This is a genomic window from Flavilitoribacter nigricans DSM 23189 = NBRC 102662 (assembly GCF_002646595.1).
GTDB lineage: Bacteria > Bacteroidota > Bacteroidia > Chitinophagales > Saprospiraceae > Flavilitoribacter > Flavilitoribacter nigricans.
In genome coordinates, this window is record NZ_PDUD01000030.1 from 120,621 (window position 1) to 143,895 (window position 23,275).

8 protein-coding genes are annotated in these 23,275 nt (G+C 50.4%); 7 read left to right on the forward strand and 1 reads right to left on the reverse strand.

Features of this window, described 5'->3' with window-relative positions; genetic code table 11:
- Positions 1-41: 41 nt before the first annotated feature.
- Entirely contained in the window at positions 42-1,745 is a 1,704-nt protein-coding gene (locus tag CRP01_RS25705) for a serine hydrolase (RefSeq protein ID WP_099152980.1), read from the forward strand.
- Positions 1,746-1,801: 56 nt separating this feature from the next.
- Positions 1,802-2,419: a peroxiredoxin-like family protein gene (locus tag CRP01_RS25710; protein WP_099152981.1), complete on the forward strand. Its 618-nt coding sequence runs from the start codon at positions 1,802-1,804 to the stop codon at positions 2,417-2,419.
- Positions 2,420-2,495: 76 nt separating this feature from the next.
- On the opposite strand, the gene CRP01_RS25715 is transcribed toward CRP01_RS25710, so the two are convergent.
- Positions 2,496-4,211, reverse strand: a complete 1,716-nt coding sequence (locus tag CRP01_RS25715) for a T9SS type A sorting domain-containing protein (protein ID WP_099152982.1) — start codon at positions 4,209-4,211, stop codon at positions 2,496-2,498.
- Between the two features lie 501 nt (positions 4,212-4,712).
- On the opposite strand from CRP01_RS25715, the gene CRP01_RS25720 reads away from it, so the two are divergent.
- The 5 genes from CRP01_RS25720 to CRP01_RS25745 all read left to right on the forward strand — a co-directional run bounded on the left by CRP01_RS25720 (position 4,713) and on the right by CRP01_RS25745 (position 23,145).
- Entirely contained in the window at positions 4,713-6,149 is a 1,437-nt protein-coding gene (locus CRP01_RS25720; protein WP_099152983.1) for a hypothetical protein, read from the forward strand.
- Between the two features lie 13 nt (positions 6,150-6,162).
- Complete coding sequence (locus CRP01_RS25725; RefSeq protein WP_099152984.1) at positions 6,163-7,764, forward strand: alkaline phosphatase family protein; 1,602 nt, start codon at positions 6,163-6,165, stop codon at positions 7,762-7,764.
- Positions 7,765-7,800: 36 nt separating this feature from the next.
- Positions 7,801-12,378 (forward strand): molybdopterin cofactor-binding domain-containing protein, encoded by a 4,578-nt coding sequence (locus tag CRP01_RS25730; protein WP_099152985.1) that lies wholly within the window; start codon positions 7,801-7,803, stop codon positions 12,376-12,378.
- A gap of 173 nt (positions 12,379-12,551) precedes the next feature.
- Positions 12,552-14,255: a PQQ-dependent sugar dehydrogenase gene (locus tag CRP01_RS25735; RefSeq protein WP_099152986.1), complete on the forward strand. Its 1,704-nt coding sequence runs from the start codon at positions 12,552-12,554 to the stop codon at positions 14,253-14,255.
- Positions 14,256-15,405: 1,150 nt separating this feature from the next.
- Positions 15,406-23,145, forward strand: a complete 7,740-nt coding sequence (locus CRP01_RS25745) for a T9SS type A sorting domain-containing protein (RefSeq protein WP_099152988.1) — start codon at positions 15,406-15,408, stop codon at positions 23,143-23,145.
- The last annotated feature ends 130 nt before the right edge of the window (positions 23,146-23,275 follow it).

Consider the following 23,275-nt stretch of genomic DNA (forward strand, 5'->3'; position numbering starts at 1 on the left):
GCGTGTTATCAGCTATCCTGATTAACCCTAAATTGTGTAAAATGAGATACGCTTTCCTATTACTGTTCTTTTGTTTACAATCCTTACTCTGTGCCCAAACCGACCTGTCCGATGAGGTTGTCAAAAATATTCAGGCCCGGATCGATAATGGTTACAGTCCCAGTATCGCAATTGGGGTGATCGACGCCGACGGACCTCGGTATTATACTTTCGGTACTGCTACCATTGGCGGAGAAGCTGTCGATGAACATACCATCTACGAGATCGGCTCTATTTCGAAAACTTTCACAGGAATTTTATTGGCTCAAATGGTAAAAGAAGGTAAAATGGAACTGGATGATCCGGTTAAGAAATACCTACCGGAATCCGTAACGATGCCAATGTGGGGAGAGCAATACATTACTTTGGGGCATTTGTCGGATCATACGTCCTCGCTTACCCGGTTGCCGGATAACATGGAACCGGCGGACAGGGCCAATCCCTACGCCGACTATACCGTAGAGCAGATGTACCATTTCTTAAAGAATCATCAGCTGCGTCGGGAGATAGGTTCGGAATACGAATACTCAAATCTGGCCCAGGGCCTTCTGGGCCATGTACTGGCGAGAAGCGCTGCGAAATCCTACGAGGAATTGATGCTCGAAAAGATCGCGAAGCCACTCGGCCTGCAGGAAACCACTATCACCCTGAACCCATCCCAGCGGGAACAGTTGGCCCCGGGCCACCGCATGGGTAGACCAGTGTCTAACTGGGACATCCCCACACTGGCCGGCGCCGGAGCCATTCGCAGCTCGCTCCACGATATGCTCCTTTATCTATCGGCCAATCTGGGGCTGCAAAAGAGTGATCTTTACCCGGCAATGCAACTGTCCCACCAGGCCCGGCACGATAAAGCCGGCAATAACCGGGTGGGACTGGGATGGCATATTACCGAAGGTTCGGAAGGGGACGTGATCTGGCACAACGGAGGCACCGGAGGGTACCGGACTTTTGCGGGTTTTGTGAATGAATCCGGTAAAGGCGTTGTGGTACTCACCAACTCTACCAAAGGAGCCGATGATATCGGTTTTCATCTGCTTAATCCCGGGGCGGAACTAATCGAAGTGAAAAAATCTCTGGCAGTGACTGTCAAAAATGCCATTGAGGCGGAAGGTGCCGAAGATGCCTGGCCGACTTATATGCGGATTAAAAAGACAGATCTGAAATCTTATGATCTCAATGAAAATGAAATAAATAATCTCGGCTATTACTACTTGGAAAGTGGTAATACTCCGGCAGCCGTTGCGGTGTTCAAGATCAACACGGATGCTTTTCCGGAATCTTCTAACGTATACGACAGCTACGGAGAAGCGCTGATGAAGGACGGACAGAACGAAGCGGCCATCAAAAACTACCAGCAATCGTTAAAACTTAATCCCGCTAACAGCAATGCCGTCGACATGCTGGCTAAGATGGGCGCTAAACCGGAATTGGAGGAAGTAACCGTTGACAAAGCTACTTTGCAAACCTATGTCGGAACTTATCAGTTGCAACCGGGCTTCAATATAGTCATTAGCCGGGAGGGCCCGCAGCTATTCGGGCAGGCTACCGGCCAGGAGAAATTTGCATTATACGCCAAATCCGAAACGGAATTCTACCTCAAAGTAGTGAACGCACAGGTACAATTCATGGTCAAGGACGGTAAAGTCGAAAGCCTGACACTTTTTCAGGGTGGACAGGAACTCAACGGTAAAAAAGTGAAATGATCTCTTTCCTGCTTATCGACCTATTTACAAAAGCTCTTAAATAATATCTCATTACCATGTTTATAAGATCTCTATTCTTCATTGCGGCGATAACCTTCAGTTTTGCCAACAGCATCCACGCCCAAATTGCCGAAAAGGCGGAAGATGTTGCCCCGCTGCTGGTCGGTGAAACCTTTCCCAACATCGAAGTAATCGGTACGGACGAGCAAACCATCGGATTCTTGGAAGTGCTTGGTAAAAAGCCGACCGTTCTGATCTTTTACCGGGGCGGATGGTGTCCGTACTGCAGCGCTCATCTGCAGGATTTAGGGGAGATTGAATTGGACATTATTGAGCTGGGTTATCAGGTCATTGCCGTGAGCCCGGACCGCATCGACAAACTGAAGGATATCGAACTCATGGATGACATCAACTACCGTCTGTATTCAGATGCTTCGGGTGAATTAATGCAGGCTACTGGGATCGCTTTTAAAGCACCGGAACGTTACGGAGAACGACTACTAGATTGGTCAGGTGGGAAAAATGATGGGTTCTTACCGGTGCCTTCCGTATTTATTGTCAATCAGGAAGGGCTGATCGAATTTGAGTACATCAATCCCAACTATAAGCAGCGTATGAGCGGCGCTTTGTTGCTGGCAGTATTACGGGTATTGAAAGCAGAATCCGATGAATGACCTATGGATATTAGAAACGAAAGGGGCAACTGCGGTTTATGCAGTTGCCCCTTTCGTTTCTAGCAAACTCGAAGGTTTATTTTTTCACAAAGCGCAAAGTCTCCAAGTTTCCACCTTGTTCCATTTGCAGCACATACATACCGGCCGGCAAATCCCCGATCGGCAGATTGTAACGACCGCTACCCTGAGCGATCGCCCGCTGGCTCATCAGCTGTCCCTGCATGTCGTATACTCGTAGTACGCCGTCCTGCTTTTCAGGCAGTGTCCAGTCTACCCACAGGGTTTCGCGAGCCGGGTTGGGCGACACTTTCACTCTGAATTCCAGCGGCCGGTCAAACAATACGGAAATAACCGGATGGTATTCGGCCGCACCGTCGTAGTCCACCTGGCGCAGGCGGTAGTAATTCGTACCGGATACCGGATAGTTATCGACATAAGTATAGTTCTGCTTTTCGGTAGTGGTCCCATTGCCTTCCACGCGACCGATCTCTTCGAAATCAACCCCGTTCAGGCTGCGCTCTACCGCTATGTAATCGTTGTCGATCTCCGTAGTGGTCGACCAGTAAAGACCAATGGCATCCGCTTCGGCGCGACCGTAGAAGTCGAGCAGGGCGATGGGGAGTAAGATATCGCAGGTACCATCGGAATTTATAGTAAAACTACCTTCCGTTGTACCACAATTAGGAAAGTCGGTATTTGATAAAACGATCGTATTAGTCGATCCAATGGGCACATTAATTTCATTGTTAGGCCCCGCAGTGCCTCCATTGAATTGATAGCTTATGGTAGACATTGAAGAGGATTCAGCAGAAACTATTGCCGTGGATCCGCCTCCTTCAGCATTACAAGTAATGGTCAATAATTGAGGTGCTTCTACAAGTGTTCCCTGAGTCACACTGACATTATCGAAACCGTGGTACTCATTACTTGCATCATTTCTTACCCTCACCACTAAATTTAGTATATTGGATTCTCCAATTCCCATAAGATCTTGAGTATTTGCCGATACCGTGCTTGTAAAAGCTCCCAATCCTTCACCAAGCAATTGTTCTGCTCCTCCGTCTATCTGATAATAGACCCGTACATAATCCACTGTTCCGGTAGCGTCTCCTGCTTCACCAAAAATATCAACGGAAATATCCCTTGGGCAACACTCCTCCACAATGATATCGTTTGATACCCAATATACCTCTGTTCCCCCGACATTTCTAGCGACCAATTGCTTACTACTGTTTTGATTCTGTACTCTGAAGTAACTATTACCACCTAGACTAGCTCCGTTACGGAAAGCAGTTCCCTGTCCAACGGTAGCTTGTGAAGAAGTATTATTTGTTAAACCCGTATTAACAGGAACACCTTCAAAATCCTCCAAAAAGGCAGTACCACAAACTTGTCCGGCCGCTGCCGCTACATCCAAAGTCATTACTTCGTTCGGAGCATTGCAACCAGTTTTAGATGCCACCACGTTAATCGTTAAATTACCAGTGGGGGGAGTAGCAAGATCAACCATGATTGATCCCGTACCAGTTCCATCAACTTCCAGCGTAAGATCGAGGATTTCTCCAGTGAAATCTTCATAATTACTTGTAGTTACGATATCCAGATCCCATGTTCCTGTGCACACAGGATCAGAGATGGATGCTCCTGTAATAGTAATAGTAACTTCTTCAGTACTATTGGGAGAAAATTCCCCACTTGGGGCAGCGTCAGTAATAGTTAACGTCTGCCCAAAAGCAAAATTAGCGCCCATCAGAAAGCAGGCAAGAGTGATCAGATTTTTCAAGTTGCTCATTATAATACCGGTTTAAGGGAAAAAATAACTGCATCTTCTACCAGGAACTACGGTAGTGCCTAATGAAAATACAGCGTGTTTACTTAACTGAACGGGTAACAGTTCCCATTCAGGAGGTCGTTTGCATGAGATTTTGGGAAATAAAGCGTGTCATTGAAACGGAAGGAAAACCATTCTTGTTTGCCGATTACAAACTACAGTTGGCTTATTTCGGTTTAAAAAATCAATTTTCAGCGCTATTAACCTGGCAAATATAGTTTTTTTTTGCTATAGGATCCGGTTGGTTATCGTTTTGACGATGACGAATCCAGCAAACACCTTTATACCGCTATAATTTTTCGCCTAAAAAAGATTAGTGAAATAGAATGATTTAACAATTTTCGCTATATTTAAGTCCCTATCAAAACAGTTCCTCATTTTTTTCGCAAACCCTCTGAGTCTTCAGTTTCCTATACCTGATTGAAGCCGTTCCCCTATTAACTTCTTAAAGACCTGCGAATTATGAGTATCCAAAAATGGATCCTGATCGCCGTGTGGGCGATCTTTGGAGGAACTGTAGTATTTAGCCTCAAAAGTTGTATCGACAGCACCGAAGCCCAGGCTACCACGGACCATTCTACCTCAGCTGCTGCCCGATTTGTGAATAATAAATTTCCGGATTTCGGCCAGATGATCAGTCCCAAGGACTTTTCCGAGCAATATCCGGGGGAGGAAGTCTTTAAACTCAAACAGGACTATCCGCTGGATATGCCGCCGGACAGCGAGATCCCACCTTTTTTCGATATTCCATTTGACGAAGGAGATCAATGGATGGACTACGCCAAGGCCGTCCGCGATTACTGTTTTGAGGGGATGATCGAGGTTGATTTTGACGCCAATAAGAACGAAAAGCGCCAGTGGTACCACATGCCCTGGATGCACTGGGGAGATCAGGCCACCGAAGGGTTCAACGGACTGGCCAAAGAAGCCCAGATCAGTCCGCTTCAGCTAACGCCCGAGCAAACGGACGCCCATCAGGTTTATGCGCTGGGGTTTTACAACAGCTTTGCCGGCTATACCCTGGCCCAGATGTGGCAAGATCCCATCAACCCCAATCCGGCTGCTACCCAGGCCCCGGAAGGCGGTTTTCCTGTCGGTACCGTCATTTTCAAATTACTCTTCACCGACGCCGACGAAAGTCAGGTTGATTATCTGACCAACCCCTTCGTCTGGAACGGCTACGTTACCCGCACCTGGTCCGATTCGGTACGGGTGGTCAAACCCATGCAGCTCATTCAGATGGATTTTATGGTCCGTGATCCGCGTGCCGATCAATACGGTACCGGCTGGGTATTCGGCACGTACTGCTATAACGGAAAACTGAACGAAGGAAAAACCGGAGCGGCACGCGCCGAGAACCTGGTGCCCGTAGGTATTCAATGGGGAAATGACCCGCAGGATACCACTAATTTTATCAATCCCTATCCTCCGCTGCGCACCATCATCAATCCGAACCTCCAGCAGACCCGCATCAACCCGGATTCCACCCAACTACCCCCGCAACACCTCGGCTGGGGAGGTCGGCTGGATGGTCCCGTAGATCTGAATACGGCCTCCTGCATGTCCTGCCACGCCACGGCAGAATTCCCACAGATCGGAGCGCTGGTTCCCGCGGAGGCTTTTATCGGCATTAAGAATAAGAACGGGGTAATGGTGAAACTCACCGAGACTGACGCTCCGGAGTGGAAAAAATACTACACCAACCTCCGATGCGGTACGCCTTACGATTCCGAAGCTACTTCCTGCGATTTTTCCCTCCAGGTATCCCTGGCACTGGAATATTTCTACCAGTGGAAATCGCAGGATGAAGCCGGACAGTGGTACCACGATTTTCTCCAGGCCGATCGCCCCATTCACCGCGGTGCTTCCGAGCATCTCAAGGCCTTAAATATGAAATAGAAAAACCCAAATTATGAGTCAATACTTAAAACCTCAGCCCCGACAACTGCAGGAAAAAATCAATCATATTGTCGTCGTCATGCTGGAAAACCGATCTTTCGATAACCTGCTCGGCTGGCTTTATTCCGACCGGACGCCCAACAACAAGCAGGAATTCGAAGGATTGAACTGGAACCTTTGGAACCCACTGAACAACATCGATTCCGACGGTATCCCTTTCATTGAAAAAGTTCCGGTCGAAATGAACGGGCAGAAAAAAAAGCGTTACGGCAAGCCTGTTCCCAATCCGACCAATTTCTGTTTACCGGATCCCGATCCCGGCGAAGGATTTCTGGATACTAACGACCAGTTGTTTTCCAGCTACCAGGTAGCGCAACAATACACTCCGGAACCGACCAATATGGGTTTCGTAAATAACTACCAAAAGGCGATGCTCTACGGGAGTTATTCCTTTGGTGACGATCCGACGAATCCACGGAATATCATGAAGTGTTTTACGCCGGAGCAAACACCGGTGCTGAGTGAACTGGCGTGGTCGTTTGCGGTTTGCGATCATTACCACGCCAGCGTTCCCAGTCAGACTCTGCCGAACCGGGCCTTTGTACACGCTGCCACTTCCGACGGGAGTGTGAATAATACGCCAACGCCCTTCACCACCAGCAAAACCATCTACAATCAGATCCAGGATGCTATCGACGGCGGCCGCACCGAACTGAGCTGGGGCATATTTGGCAACAACCCGCTGCCCAGTTCCGGCAAAAAACGGGAAGATGATCTGCCGGGAAAATTTGGCGATGACCATTTCTCGCTGACGCGTCTGTGTATGACCCAGCTCCACGACACACGTTTTGACCAGAATTTCGGTACGATAGACGATTTTCTCAAACGTTGTAAAAAAGGTACACTACCGAGCTATTCTTTTATTGAGCCTACCTACGGCGGCCCGGATCAAAACGATCAGCACCCGCCGGCGGATATCCGGCCGGGTGAAAAATTGATGGCGGACCTGTACAATGCCATCAAGAAGTCGCCGAAATTCAATGAGACCCTGTTTATCATTACCTACGATGAACACGGCGGTTGTTATGATCACGTTCCACCTCCCGGTGGTGCCAGCAATCCCGATGCGGCTAATACCGCCGGGCAGCACGGTTTTCAGTTCAATCGATTTGGAGTTCGGGTGCCCTGCGTGGTGGTCAACCCCCACATCCCCGCCGGACTGATCGCACGGCCTTCCGGTTACATCCCCTACGATCATACTTCCATTATCAAAACGGTGCAAAACTGCTTCCGGCTGAAAGGGTATCTCACCCAGAGGGATAAAAATGCACCGGATCTTTCGGGCCTACTGCTGCTCGACACTCCCCGGCAAAAGGATATCCCCAGAGTAAAACCGCTCAAATGGAATACGACCATCGATGAAGATCACATCAATGATCTACACCGGATCATCGTCACCATCGTAGAAGCGCTCACCGGGAAGAAGAAAGCCGATAGTGCTGATTTTATGGAATTCATCCAGAAGAACTACAATCGTCTGTTTCCGGGAGCGGTGGCTTCTGGTAAAAAGGCCAAAAAGAAGAAAAAGCTAAAGCTAACTACCAAAGTGAAGTAATCGCGTCCGATTTGCTATCCACAAAAAAATCCGAAAATGCCTAATAACGTAACCTTTTTCCTTAACGGCGATCCGGTCACGGTTAATGATCCGGATCCCGATTACCTGTTGATTGATTACCTGCGATCTCCGGAAGTTGGTCTCACCGGAGCTAAAAAGGGCTGTGGCCAGGGAGGCTGCGGCGCATGCACCATTATCCTATCCCAGTGGAATCCCGAAAAACGGGAAGCCGAGCACCGTTCCATCAATTCCTGCCTGCGACCAGTCTGTGCGCTCGGCGGTTTGTCCGTCACCACGATCGAGGGTACGGGCGGCGTCGATCACGTATCCGCCAGGCACCTCAACTTTGCCCCTACTTTTTCGCGGGGCGGTGTCAGTCTCAGTAAGATAAATCCACCCGACCACTGGAAAGAAGTGCGGGAGGAATTGGAAGAGCACCGGGAACATAAAATTGCCAAGACGGAAAAACTGCTGAAGCAGGCCAATAAAGTCCAGGCCTTTGCGGTCCGCAATCCGCTGGAATTCGAAAATGGTAAAAAGAAGAAAAAGAAAAAGGATGAGCCGCACGACGAACACGAAGGAATGAATCCCGTGGCGCACCGGCTGGCTATGAACAACGGTACGCAGTGCGGCTATTGTACCGTTGGATTCGTCATGAATATGAGCGCTTTCCTGGCGGCCAACCCCAAACCAACCAAAAAGCAGATCGAAGATATTTTCGACGGCAATATCTGTCGCTGTACCGGTTATCGGGCCATCCTTACCGGCATGAAGACTTTCGCTTCCGACTGGAGCAAGGAAGATGAGGCCGAACGCATGGATTGCATTTCCGAGGATCGCTGCCAGGAAGTACTGATCAAGGACCACATCAGTATTCCCTTTCCCAAGGCATCTATCGAGCAATCCAAAGTCGTTCAGATCGAAAAACCGGGGCAGCAATGGATAAGCCCGGAGAACCTGAACGCACTAAAAAAGATCCTGCGCAAACACGGTACCGACGCCCGGATGGTATTTGGAAATACGTCCTATGGTATTTACCCGGAAGCATTTGAAAATGCTAAAGTCCTGGTCGATCTACGCCTGATCAAAGAACTGTATGGTATCCAGCGGAAATCGGACCTGATCGAATTTGGAGCGCTAACCACCTACAGCGAACTGATCGACGCCCTGGCCGCAGATGTAGCCTCCGGAAAGATCGCAGAAAACAGTCGCTGGGGAGCCATTGATTTTATGGCCCGTCGCACCGCCGGAATGATCGTTCGCAATGCCGCTTCCATCGGCGGAAATTCCATGCTGGTATTCAAGCATATCTTTGAGCAGGAACCTTTCCCTTCAGACATTGTCACCGCACTTGCCGGAACGGGATCGGAAATCGAATTCCTGCGCATCTCTACCGGCAGAACTTCCCGTTATACGATCCGCGAGCTGGTCCGGAATATCCGCAATCGCCCGGAGCTGGCCGATGATATCATTCTGCTGCGATACTATCTGCCGGTAGGCAAAAAGAACGAGGTCACTCTGGCTCAAAAGGTGGCCCTGCGACAGGTGAATTCCCATTCTATCGTCAATGCGACGACGCGGATTGAAGTTTCAAAAAATATGGAGGTCACGGATATCGACGTGGTCTTCGGTGGGATCGCGCCCTTCCCCTGGCATGCGGCCCGCACGGAGCGTTGGCTCAAAGGCCGAAGGTTATCATTGGACTATTTCCCGCGTATTGCGCGGATCCTGCGTCGGGAAGTTCGGTCGGAACTGCACTACTGGAAGGATCGAATGGATGGGCTTCCGTCGGAAGGATTTACCGATGCGTACCGCGAAGAGTTGGCGGTTGGTTTTCTATATAAGGCCATGGTCAATACCTTAAATGAAAAAGCGCCGAAGAGTGTACCTCCCCCGGTGCGGTCCAGCGGGGAGATCACCTGGGGACACTGGCCGGTGAGTAGGGGTACCCAATACTACGAGAACCGAATCTGGACCTCACCCGTCGGGCAACCGATCGTGAAACTGATGGCTTTTCACCAGGCCATGGGCCAGGTACATTATACCCACGAGATCGAATTGCCGCCGCTCGGAAAAAATGCCGCATTCGTACAGAGTATGCGGGCTTTGGCACAATTTCATTACTGCCTGCCCGGTGGAAAAAAGGAGGTACATATCCACGAGGTACGGGAACACCTGGCCGAAAAATTTTCCGGCTTTTTCGAATTGCTGACTTACCGGGATATTCCCAAAGGAGGTATCAATTTGCAGGGTATGGGTGCGGACCAGCCTTTATTGGCCGTCGATCAGGTGAGTTATGTAGGCCAGGTGATCGCGATGGTGATCGCCGATACCGAACAGGAAGCGATTCGGATCGCCGCCTATGCTTCTAAAAACTGTATTGGCTACCATCCCGTAAAGTTGCCAAAAAAATGGGCCCCGGATTGGACCAAACCGATCCTTAGTATCGACGAAGCCATCAAACAGGGCAGTATATTTCCGGATGCACCCAAAAGTGCACCTTTCATGACCCACATCTGGAAAGTGACCCGCCCCGGTAGCCAGTTCGACTGGATGACCGCCGGGAAAGATCCACTGGATAAGAAGCCAGATTCCCATCGTCGAAAAGTGGACAATAACCGGGTACGGGTAATCGAGAATACCCAAGTCTCCGGCTGTCAGGTGCACTTTTATATGGAAACGCAATCCTGTGTGGCCTATCCGGAGGACGGCAACCGCATCGTTATTCACCCCTCCTCCCAAAGTCCGACGGCCATGCATCAGACCAGCGCCATGGCCATCGGGTTCGAACACAACCGGGTGGAAATCGCCATTCGTCAACTAGGCGGAGGCTACGGCGGTAAAACCGAGCAGGCCCGCTTTATCGCCGGCCCGACCGCCATTGCGGCCATTGTACTGAACCGACCCATCCGTCTGATCATGAAACGGGAGCAGGATACCGCCATGATCGGTAAACGACATGCCTATTACGGCCAATATCAGATCGCCATTGACGATGGCTTTTCCCAGAAAGATGATCGCGGCCTGATCCGGGGCATCAACATGAAATTCTGGGGAGACGGCGGTGCATTTTACGACTGCTCCTTCATCGTTTCCAACTGTATCCAGCTCCGGACCGATAATGCTTACAACATTCGAAATTTTGAAAGCCAGCTCGATGTCTGCCGGACCAACACGGCTCCCAATACCGCCATGCGGGCTTTCGGAGATATTCAGGGAAAACTGATCCTGGAAAACGCCATTGATGATGCTGCCTTTTCCATAAACATGGAACCCTACCAGGTGCGTCTGAAAAACATGTACCGCCAGGGAGATGTAACGCCATTCGGCCAGGCGCTTTCCTACTGCTACATGCGGGATGTCTGGGAATACACCCTGGAAAAAAGCGACTACGACAACAAGGTCAAGGCGGTAAAGGAATTCAATGACAACAACCGCTGGCGAAAACGTGGCGTTTACATGGTTCCCGTCAAATACGGTTCCGGTTATAACCTGGTCATGATCGAGCAGGCTGCCGCCATGGTATCCATTTACAGTGGTGACGGATCCATTGTGATCAACCAGGGTGGGGTAGATATGGGGCAGGGGGTGATCACCCAGATCGAGCAGGTGGCGTCCTACATCCTCAATGTGCCGATGGAATTGATCCAGGTACTGAGTGCCCGTACCAGCGTGATCCCCAACCCGACCAGTACCGGTGGTTCTACCGGTACGGCCTACAACGGGGAAGCCGTGCGTCAGGTCTGTGAGGTCATGCGTCAGCGGCTACTCAATTTCGGATACGATCTGCTGAAAGAACACGGAGACCAATGGTGCCGGGATCAGGGTGTGGATTTCTGGAATCACCAACAGGAAGGCTGGGCCGCCTCCGTTAAGAAAAAGGGCGCCGATCACGAAAATCTGATCTGGCAAAACCTGGTCGCCCTGGCTTTCCAGTACCGGGTCGAACTTGTCGCCACCTTTAACGCCAAAATACCGGGTGGAACCACGCCAGTGCCCGTCATGACTTTTAAGTCGCCGGACGAACAACCGGAAGTGCCGGGTATTCCCCTGAGTAATCCACCGGCAATCAGTGGAGAAGTGGATTCATTTTATGGGTTCACTTTCTCCGCCGCTTGCGCTATGGTGGAAGTAGATATCCTGACCGGAGAGACCAAGATCCTTAGCGCCGATCTGGTCTACGATATGGGCTGGAGCCTGAATCCGGCGCTGGATATCGGACAGGTAGAAGGAGCTTTCATGCAGGGCGTCGGTTACATCATGACGGAAAAATTGGTACTCGAACCGGAAGGAGAGGAGCAGGGCCGGCTTAACACCCTCAATACCTGGCGCTACAAGCCGCCCGCCATCACGACCATCCCGCTGGAATTGAACACGTATCTGTATCCGAGGGACCGGTCGTCTGAGATCCCGGAAAATCCGAACGGGCTGATCTCCTCCAAAGAGATCGGAGAACCGCCATTGGTGCTGGCCACCAGCGTATTCTTCGCCATCAAAGATGCGATCCGGTCTTCGCGGGTAGAACGAAAAAAGAGCGGACTTTTCCGCTTTGACGCTCCCGCTACGGTGCAGGAAGTGCGGCGGGCCTTAGAAGTGGAGGACCGCCATTTCTAATTCATTTTAGACAAAAGGGCCGGAGACCTGTACTTCGCAATTTTAAAAAATTGCTGAGGGTAGGATCTCCGGCCTATGCATTTATACTGACGTATAGGAACTAAGGATAATTCCCTAAATTAGCTAGGCGCAAACTGCGCGCATTCAATCATCACTACCCAAAATTCATTAGCATGGAATTCAAGCCTTATTCCTTTTTAAGCTTTTTTGCCTTATCGCTGCTTTTGGTGTTCCTGGGGTGCAAATCCCAACCGGAAGATCAGATGGCTGACCTGCCCCGGCCGGAAGCCGACCACGGCGGCATTCAGCTGCCCGATGATTTCGGGGCCATCGTGGTAGCCGATACCCTTGGACGCGGCCGCCACATCACCGTAAACGATAACGGCGACATCTATGTCCGTCTCCGCTCCAACAATGGAATGGGCATCGCTGCGCTGCGGGATACCTCCGTAGACGGCCGGGCCGATATCCGCGAATCATTCGTGGAAAATTCCGCCGGCACCGAAGTAAAGATCCATAACGGTTACCTCTACTTTTCTTCTCCGACCCACGTCATGCGTATGGCCATGCAGGAAGACGAATTGATCCCCCAGGGTGCGATAGACACCATTATCACCTTTCCCGATTCCACCGCCCAGGGCCACTCCTCCAAGTCATTTACTTTCGATGGAGAAGGCAATATCTACGTCAACATCGGCTCCCGTTCCAATGCCTGCCAGGAGGTAGCGCGCTCGCCGGGTTCCAAAGGGAAAGATCCCTGTCCGGAAGTGCCTTTCCGCGCTGCGATCTGGAAATTCAAAGCCGACCAGATCGGTCAGGTACAGGATGATGGAGAGCCCTATGGTATCGGTATTCGCAATACGGTGGGCTTGACCTGGTTCAACGGTAACCTCTACGCCGTGCAACACGGCCGGGATGATCTTCACCGGTTCTGGCCGGATCTTTACACACCGGAACAAAGCCGGGATATGCCGGCCGAAGAATTTTTAATGGTAGAGGAAGGAGACGATTTCGGCTGGCCGTATTGTTACTACGATCCATTTCAGGAAAAGAAAATGATGGCTCCCGAATACGGAGGTGACGGTAAAACCCAGGGACGCTGCGAAGGGATCAAATCCCCGCTGGTGGCTTTTCCCGGTCACTGGGGACCCAATGACCTCATGTTCTACACCGGTGATATGTTTCCGGAGCGCTACAAGAATGGCGCATTTATCGCTTTCCACGGTTCCTGGAACCGTCTGAACTTTGAGCAGGCTGGTTTTAAGGTCGCTTTTGTTCCTATGGAAAATGGACAACCTACCGGTGAATTTGAAGTCTTTGCCGACGGCTTTACTGGCCCCCAGCAGGTAGTGAGCACCCGCGACGCTTTATTCCGTCCCTGTGGTCTGGCCCAGGGGCCGGATGGATCAATTTATGTAGTGGATTCCCAGAAAGGACGCGTATGGCGGATCTTCTATTACGGGGAAAATTCCGGTATTTCCAGTGAACCGGCCGAAGAAATGGTTGCTGATGCTGGAGACTCGGAGCCGGACGAAGCCATGAGTGAGGCGATGGCGGCCGGCCAGGTCGTTTACGATCAATACTGTAAAGTCTGTCATATGGTGGACGGTAGCGGTGTACCCAATCTCAATCCTCCGCTCAAAGGCACGGACTGGGTGACCGGTGATAAGGAAAGGCTGATCGGAGTAGTGCTGAACGGATTGAGCGAACCGATCGAGATCAATGGCGAGAGCTTCCAGAACGCTATGGCTCCCCACAATTTCCTGTCGGACGAACAGATCGCCGGAGTATTAACTTATATCCGCGGTAGTTTTGGAAACGAAGCGGGCGAAGTGACTGCGGCGGAAGTGGCAGCCGTACGCGGCGAAGCACAGTAGACAAAGAAACTTCCAAATAAGCCCCATTCCGCATGCTGAGTCAAAGCAAAAATGAGTCAGCAATGGATGACCGGCTATAATCCAAAGAGCGGTACCGAATTAGATCGGTACCGCTTTTCTTTTTGGAATTCTTGCACCGGGCAGACTATTTTCGTTTTCTTTCCTGATCCTAATGCCCACATCACCTCATTAAGCGACCGGGGCCTGCGCCGCAAATATCCAGTACCAGCATACTGACCGCTTCTGGTACCCTGAGGATCAAATATGTAATTAAGGCTTATAATGCCGATAAAAGCTTTGACCAGGTCCCCACCCATATCCGGTAATTTACTGGGACACATATTTTTACCTATTATTTATTTTTTTAAATATATTATCTCAATGTAGAAAGTCACACCCCTTGCCTTCTTTGCCCAATAAACAAAGGGGCTCAGACAAAAATGTGCTGATCTTTAGCCAATATTTGAGCTTCCAAAAAACGTGGCAGAATTGTTAAAGAATGAAGTTAAGACCGAGAACTATTTGATATTTGAACGCGATTCCATATCTTTGGGGAAGATAGGTGATACAAAAAACACAAGAAACTGCCGTCCCCTCCCCAATTCAGTTTCTTTATTTATTATTTCTTAGACATCTTCCCACATTTTACTTACAGCAACTTGCGTTTATCAACCGGGTATAGCACCGTGCTATGCAACGGTAAGTTGAATATATTTTAGGTACAACCATCACTTAAACCGAATTCTCATGAACAACCAAAAACTGTATTTAAAGATTTCTGCTAAACACGTTTTCGAAAAACTCCATTTTATTCAGTTACCGGCGTACGATCTGAGCTGAAACTGAATTTTCCGCACAACTCAATTATCCACTACTACATTCTAGCATTCTCCTCTGTCGCACATTTTTCGGTTCGGCATTAACCCAGGTTAATCCCTATAAACCTGTTTGTATCTGCATCAACCTCTTGGGTTGACACATTGCGGACAGGGAGTAGTTTGCATTTTATTATTTAGGATCAATCAAACAACAAATCATGGTTACTTTAAAGCTGCTTAATGTGCGATTCAGTCCACATTGGAAGACGACTTTCCGGCGATGTTGCGAAAAGTTGCTCATTCCGCTTTTAGTTCTAATTACATCCTTTGGGATGCCATTTTCCTTACAAGCGCAGGACGATTCGCCCTGTGAATGTGTGCAAAGGTGGGATGGTGGCGCTCACTGGAACGAAGACGGCTCGATCGACGATGCCCCAAATGCCCCTAAACCACTGGGGGTGATCCGTTGCGCTAACGCAGCGGAGACCCAATCCCAAATTAAACCGAACGGTTGCACCTACAAGCCCTCCGAATTCAGTATTGATGTATCCGGATCTACCTGTATCGATCCGAGTACCGGAGAAACGGTAACGGTAGAGAACCCCACCGAAGGGGAGCCGATCATCTGGTTTAATTTTGATGTACGTCCGCACTCCAACAATTTTGAAGTGCAGATCAATGACAACTCCGGCGATAAGATCGGTTTTGCCTTATATTATTCCGCCGACCCAACGAGCGGCGTTAACGAGGACGGATTCAGTGGCGATTGCTCCAATCTGGTGCTGGTCGCCTGTGGTGTGGAAAGCTCTAACACCTGGAATACGCTTCCCGTACCGGACTTTGAACAACCGACCAATTATTACCTGGCCATCTGGGACCAGGACGCTGACGGGGATCTGTCGCTCAATAATTTCAAAGCTCGTTTCGGTTGCAGTGAAGAGACTCCTCCTACGGAAGAATGTACGTTGGAGCTGATCGAATGCCCCGAAACGGCAAAGGTTTCCTGCGGTGATCCTTTTGATCCCATCACCCTGGGTCTGCCTTTCGATCCCTCCGACTGCCCTAATCTGCAACTTGATTACAAAGACATAATTGCCGGCATATGCGCAGAAAACTTTACAATCAAACGGCTTTGGACGTTCAAGGACAATGAAGGTAATATGACCGAATGCGAACAAATTATCGAATTTGTCGATGAGGTCGAGCCGGTTATTGAAGAAATTGAAGATTATACCCTGGAAGACTGTGAAGCCGAATGGCCTACACTGAGCACCGAATGGTCCGATAACTGCGGTAGCGGAGGACAGGTAGACGGCGTGCCCGGCGAGATCATGGTCGACGGCTGCATGGAATCCCGTGTTTACACTTTTACCATCAGCGATGATTGTGGTAATACGGCCATGGCAACAACGACCGTAACCCGCAAACTCGATGAGTTGGTGGTAGCCTGCCCGGGAGATAAAACCATTGATGCCTGTGCTTCTCAGGAAGCCATCGATGCGGCCTTCGCAGACTTCCTGGAAGCTTTCAAAGTGGAAAGTGGCTGCAATGCCAGCGGAATGCTCGATGCCGAGTACAGCGCGCCCGATAAATGCGGTGGCTCCGTAGAAGTTAGCTATACCGCCAGTGCGGACTGTGGTGATCCGCAGACTTGCAAGGCCACCTTCACCGTACCGGAATGTACTACCGGAGAATGCGGTAGTTGCCCCGAAGCTTGTCTGATCTCCGGCGACCAGTTGGTTTGCCCGAATGAGATCGTGGTCTACACTGTAGACATTGAAGATGCCTGTGAGAATCCGGAAATAATCTGGTCGCTGAACGAGACCTATAACGACGCGACTATCGTTTCCCAGGATGGTGCCAGCATCACCCTGAAAATTGACAACAACTGCGAAGGTTGGGTAGAACTCATCGCCACCATCAAGTGTGAAGGTTGCGAAGATGTAGTTTGCAAATACCCGATCGATGTGGTACTGACCGATATCGTTTTTGAAACACCCGAAAATGTAGTAATTGACGCCTGCACCGATGCGATGGCGATCGAGACGGCTTTCGAAGAATTCCTCGAAGAATTCAGCGTAAGCGGTGGCTGCAACGCCATGGGTGAATTCGAAAAAGAATACAGCCTGCCGGAAGTTTGCGGTGGCAGCATTGAGATTGTTTACAATGCAGTGGCCGATTGCGGTCAGGTATCTTCTACTTCCGCTACCTTCACGATCGAGATCTGTGAAGAGGGCAGTTGTAAAGAATGCCCCGAATCCTGCTCGATCTCCGGTGACCAACTGGTTTGCCCGGGTGAGATCGTGGCTTACACCGTAGCCGTAGACGAAGGCTGTGAAAATCCGGAGATCATCTGGTCCCTGAATGAGACGTACAACGATGCAACCATCGTAAGCACGGACGGTAATACGGTAGTACTAAAGATCGACGATAATTGTGACGCCTGGGTAGAACTGATCGCCACGACCAAGTGCGACGGCTGCGAACCGGTTGTTTGCAAATACCCCATCGACGTGGTACTGACCGATCTGGTGCTGGATTGCCCGATGGATGTAGAACTCGATCCCTGCAGCAGCCAGGAGGATATCAATGCTGCATTCGGTGAATTTATGGAGTCCTTCTCCTTTACCGGTGGCTGTGATGCCGAAGGCGACTTCGACGCCGAATACAGCGCTCCGGATAAGTGTGGCGGTACTATTGAAGTAAGCTATACCGTAACTGAATCCTGCGGCGACAGTAAGACCTGCAAGGCTTCTTTCACTATACCCGTTTGTACAGAAGGCAGCTGTGACGAATGTCCCGAATCCTGCGCGATCTCCGGCGACCAGCTGGTTTGCCCCGGTGAGATCGTGACTTATACCGTAGCCGTAGAAGAAGGTTGCGAAAACGCTCAGGTGATCTGGTCCCTGAACGAAACCTACAATGATGCCACGATCGTAGGCGAAGATCCTATGACCAATAGCGTGGTACTGAAAATTGACGATAACTGTGACGCCTGGGTTGAATTGATCGCCACCATCAAGTGCGACGGTTGCGAAGACGTAGTTTGCAAATACCCGATTGATGTAGTACTGACTCAACTGACGCTGGATTGCCCGGATGATGTGGTACTCGAACCCTGCAGCAGCCAGGAGGATATTGATGCCGCTTTCGGCGAATTCCTGGAGTCCTTCTCCTTTACCGGAGGTTGTGACGCTGAGGGTGATTTCGATGCTGAATACAGTGCTCCCGACAAGTGCGGTGGCATTGTGGAAGTGAGCTATACGGTAACCGAATCCTGCGGTGAAAGCAAAAACTGCAAGGCGACCTTTAAGATCGGTATCTGTGAAGACGGCACCTGCAATACCTGCGAAGGAGAATGTCTGATCAGTGGCGACATGGCGGCCTGCCCGAGTGAGGAACTGGTTTACACCATCGATCTGGACGGTACCTGCGAAGATCCGGAGATCATCTGGATGGTTGACGGCGATGCCGAGATCATCGAGACCGGCGACGGTCAAGTGACAGTACTTACCAAAGATCAGTGCGAAGGCTGGTTCAAAATTTCAGCAACGGTCAATTGCGACAACTGCCCGCCGGTAGTTTGTGAAAAAACCGTTGACATCGTCATCCACAAACTGGTAGTACAATGCCCCGATGACGTAGTGATTGAAGCCTGTGCTTCGGCCTCTGCTATTGACGAAGCATTCGAGGACTTCCTCGACTCCTTCGGATTTAGTGGTGCCTGCAACAGCGGCATGGGTGAATTTGAAACAGAATACAGTGCACCTGATAAATGTGGTGGTTCGGTAACAGTGAAATACATCGCTACCGATGACTGCGGACAATACGAAACCTGCAGTGCGACTTTCACCATCGAGACTTGTGAAGACGGCAGCTGTGACGAATGTCCCGAATCCTGCGCGATCTCCGGCGACCAGTTGGTTTGCCCCGGCGAGATCGTAACTTACACCGTAGCCGTAGAAGAAGGTTGCGAAAACGCTCAGGTGATCTGGTCCCTGAACGAAACCTACAACGATGCCACGATCGTAGGCGAAGATCCTATGACCAATAGCGTGGTACTGAAAATTGACGATAACTGTGACGCATGGGTTGAACTGATCGCCACCATCAAATGCGACGGTTGCGAAGATGTAGTTTGCAAATACCCCATCGATGTAGTGCTGACTGATCTGGTCCTGGATTGCCCGATGGATGTCGAACTTGATCCCTGCAGCAGCCAGGAGGATATCACTGCCGCTTTCGGCGAATTCCTGGAATCCTTCTCCTTTACCGGTGGCTGTGACGCCGAAGGTGACTTCGACGCCGAATACAGCGCTCCGGATAAGTGTGGCGGTACGGTAGAAGTAAGTTACACGGTGACCGAATCCTGCGGTGAAAGTAAAAACTGCAAAGCTTCTTTCACGGTACCCGTTTGTACAGAAGGTAGCTGTGACGAATGTCCTGAATCCTGCGCGATTTCCGGCGATCAGCTGGTTTGCCCCGGCGAGATCGTTGTTTACACCGTAGCGGTAGACGAAGGCTGTGAAAATCCGGAGATCATCTGGTCCCTGAATGAGACGTACAACGATGCAACCATTGTAAGTACGGACGGTAATACGGTAGTACTGAAGATCGATGATAATTGTGATGCCTGGGTAGAACTGATCGCCACGACCAAGTGCGACGGCTGCGAACCGGTAGTTTGCAAATACCCGATTGACGTGGTACTGACTCAGCTGACGCTCGATTGCCCGGCGGATGTGGTACTCGAACCCTGCAGCAGTCAGGAGGATATCGATGCCGCTTTCGGCGAATTCCTCGAGTCCTTCTCCTTTACCGGAGGCTGTGACGCCGAAGGTGATTTCGACGCGGTTTACAGCGCTCCCGACAAGTGCGGTGGCATCGTGGAAGTGAGCTATACGGTAACCGAATCCTGCGGTGAAAGCAAAAACTGCAAGGCGACCTTTAAGATTGGTATCTGCGAAGATGGTACCTGCAACACCTGCGAAGGTGAGTGTCTGATCAGCGGTGATATCGCTGCCTGCCCGAATGAGGAACTGGTTTATACGCTGGACCTGGACGGTACCTGCGCCGAACCGGAGATCATCTGGACGATTGACGGTGATGCCGAGATCATTGAGACCGGAGACGGTCAGGTGACCGTACTTACGGCTGATGAGTGCGAAGGATGGTACACCCTGAAGGCAACCATCAAGTGTGATAACTGCCCACCGGTAGTATGCGAGAAAACCGCGGATATCGTACGTCACAAACTCGTGGTGGAATGCCCCGATGACGTAGCAGTAAACCCATGCTTGTCTGCTTCCGAAATAGATGCAGCTTTTGCCGAATTCCTGGAAAGCTTCGGCTTCAGCGGCGCCTGCGGAACCGGAAGTGGCAAATTTGCCATGGAATACAGCGCACCCGATGCCTGCGGCGAATCCGTAACCGTGAAGTACATTGCTACCGATGCCTGCGGACAGTACGAAACCTGTACGGCAACCTTCAGCATCAAACCTTGTGAAGAAGGTGATTGCGGCGAGTGCCCCGAGGCCTGCTCAATTTCCGGTGATCAGCTGGTTTGCCCCGGCGAGATCGTTGTTTACACCGTTGCGGTAGACGCAGGTTGTGAAAATCCGGAGATCATCTGGTCACTGAACGAAACGTACAACGATGCAACCATCGTAAGTACGGATGGCAATACCGTAGTACTGAAGATCGACGATAACTGCGACGCATGGGTAGAACTGATCGCCACGACCAAGTGCGACGGTTGCGAACCGGTTGTTTGCAAATACCCGATCGATGTAGTACTGACCCAACTGACGCTCGATTGCCCGGATGATGTGGTACTCGAACCCTGCAGCAGTCAGGAAGACATCGATGCCGCTTTCGGCGAATTCCTGGAGTCCTTCTCCTTCACCGGTGGCTGTGATGCCAAAGGTGAGTTCGATGCCGAATACAGCGCTCCGAATAAGTGTGGAGGTATTGTGGAAGTAAGCTACACGGTAACCGAATCCTGCGGTGAAAGCAAAAACTGCAAGGCGACCTTCAAGATCGGTATCTGCGAAGACGGAAGCTGCAACACCTGTGAAGGCAGTTGCCTGATTGACGGCAAAATGGCCGCCTGCCCGAATGAGGAACTGGTTTACACGCTGGACCTGGACGGTACCTGCGCCGAACCGGAAATCATCTGGACCATCGACGGTGACGCCGAAATTACCGCAACCGGTGACGGTCAGGTAACCGTACTTGCTACTGACGAATGTGAAGGTTGGTTTACCCTCAAAGCCACCATCAAATGTGATAACTGTCCTCTGGTTTACTGCGAAAAAACGGTAGATATTGTACGCCACAAACTGGTAGTAGAGTGCCCGGATGATGTAGCAATAGACCCATGCCTCACTCCTTCGGAAGTGAACGCAGCTTTTGCCGAATTCCTCGAAAGCTTCGGCTTCAGCGGCGGTTGCGGAACCGGAATGGGTGACTTCGACATGGAATACAGTGCTCCCGAAGCCTGCGGAGAATACGTAACGGTCAAGTATGTTGCTACTGACGACTGCGGACAGTACGAATACTGCACGGCTACCTTCAGCATCAAAGCATGCGACCAGGCATGTACACCGGAGATCAAGGATCTGGAAGACATTACCCTGGAAGAATGTGGTGCCGAGTGGCCTACCCTGAAAACCCAATGGTGGGATGACTGTGGTGGCGACGGACAAGTAGTTGGTGTACCGGGTGAGATCATGACGATCGACGATTGTTATCAGTATCGCATCTATACCTTCACCATCCACAACGATTGTGGAGAAGACGCCATGACGACTACGAAAGTAACCCGTCGTTTCGACGAAACGCCGCCGTTCCTGTCTATTCCGAATCTGAATATCGAACTGGTTACCTGTATCGAGGACATTCCTACTCCGGAAGGACTGGAAGCACTCGTCGCGCTATACCTCTTCGACAACTGTGATGAAGAACCGACGATCATGGTTTCTGCGGAAGGATCTCCCGAATGTATTGACGGTAGCTTCAGCTATACTTACACCGTTAAGGTGTGTGACGAATGTGGAAATTGTGACGAGATATCCGTTACGTACGGTGGCAGCTGCTACGGTACTCCGGGTGAAGAGCAGACTTTCTGTACCCTCACTCCGGGTGGCTGGGGCAATGCCGGTGGCAAATACCCATGGAAAGATGGAGAAAAAGCCACAACGACCGAGATCATTACCGGCCTGATGGATACTTACGGCGATGTCATCATCGGAGATACGCTGGCTAATGTACTGCGGATCACTGATCCCGAATGCATTATCAGCCTGTTGCCGGCCGGTGGCTCTCCGGACGTACTGCCCGAAGGCGATGTGTCCGCATCCAGCGATAACGATTGTACTCCTTACACTCCGGAACACTTCACCGGCTCCGGCCGCCTGAAAAACACACTGGCCGGACATGCAATTAGTTTGCAACTGAATATCTGGTATACGACCGAAGTCTCCGGATCAGAACTGGGTGAACTCACCCTCGAGTCTCTGGCACTGGAAGGCACGGAAATACTACCGGATTCAGTAGAAACCGTCAGCGAATTGCTTGCGTACGTCAATCTGTACCTCGGTGGTACACTTGAAACCAGCAAGGACCTGAGCGGCTCACTGACCGACCTTATTTCTTCGATCAATGAATTCTTTGACGGATGTACGGAAGTAGCCGTTGACGAATGTGGCCTTGGCCTGGATCTGCTGGACCTTGGTCTGGATGTGGATCTTGGATCGGAAAATGAGGAAGAGGAAGAAGAAGAGGATGATAAAAACATTCTCGAAACCGACATGGAACAACCACTGAGAATCTGGCCAAACCCGGCTTCCAAGCAATTGACTCTGAATTTCGATTCTGAGAAAATGGGCGTAACCAGAGTACAAATGGTTGATCCAAGTGGAAAGTATGTGTTTGATGGCGAGTTCCCCGTTACTAAAGGTGCCAACAACCTGGTGGTACCTATCCAAGGATTCCCAACCGGAATCTACACCATCATTACCATACAGGAAAACCAAAGACTACTGGAACGAGTAGTCATTACCAAGGATTAATAGGAAATTGGATTATTAAGACTTGTTACCAGCCGGGCTGCTTTTGCAGTCCGGCTGTTTTTTTTTTAAAAAAAAGTTTCTTCATAGTATTGCCAAGTAAAGAATTCAGGTAAGAATAAAAACTTACAAA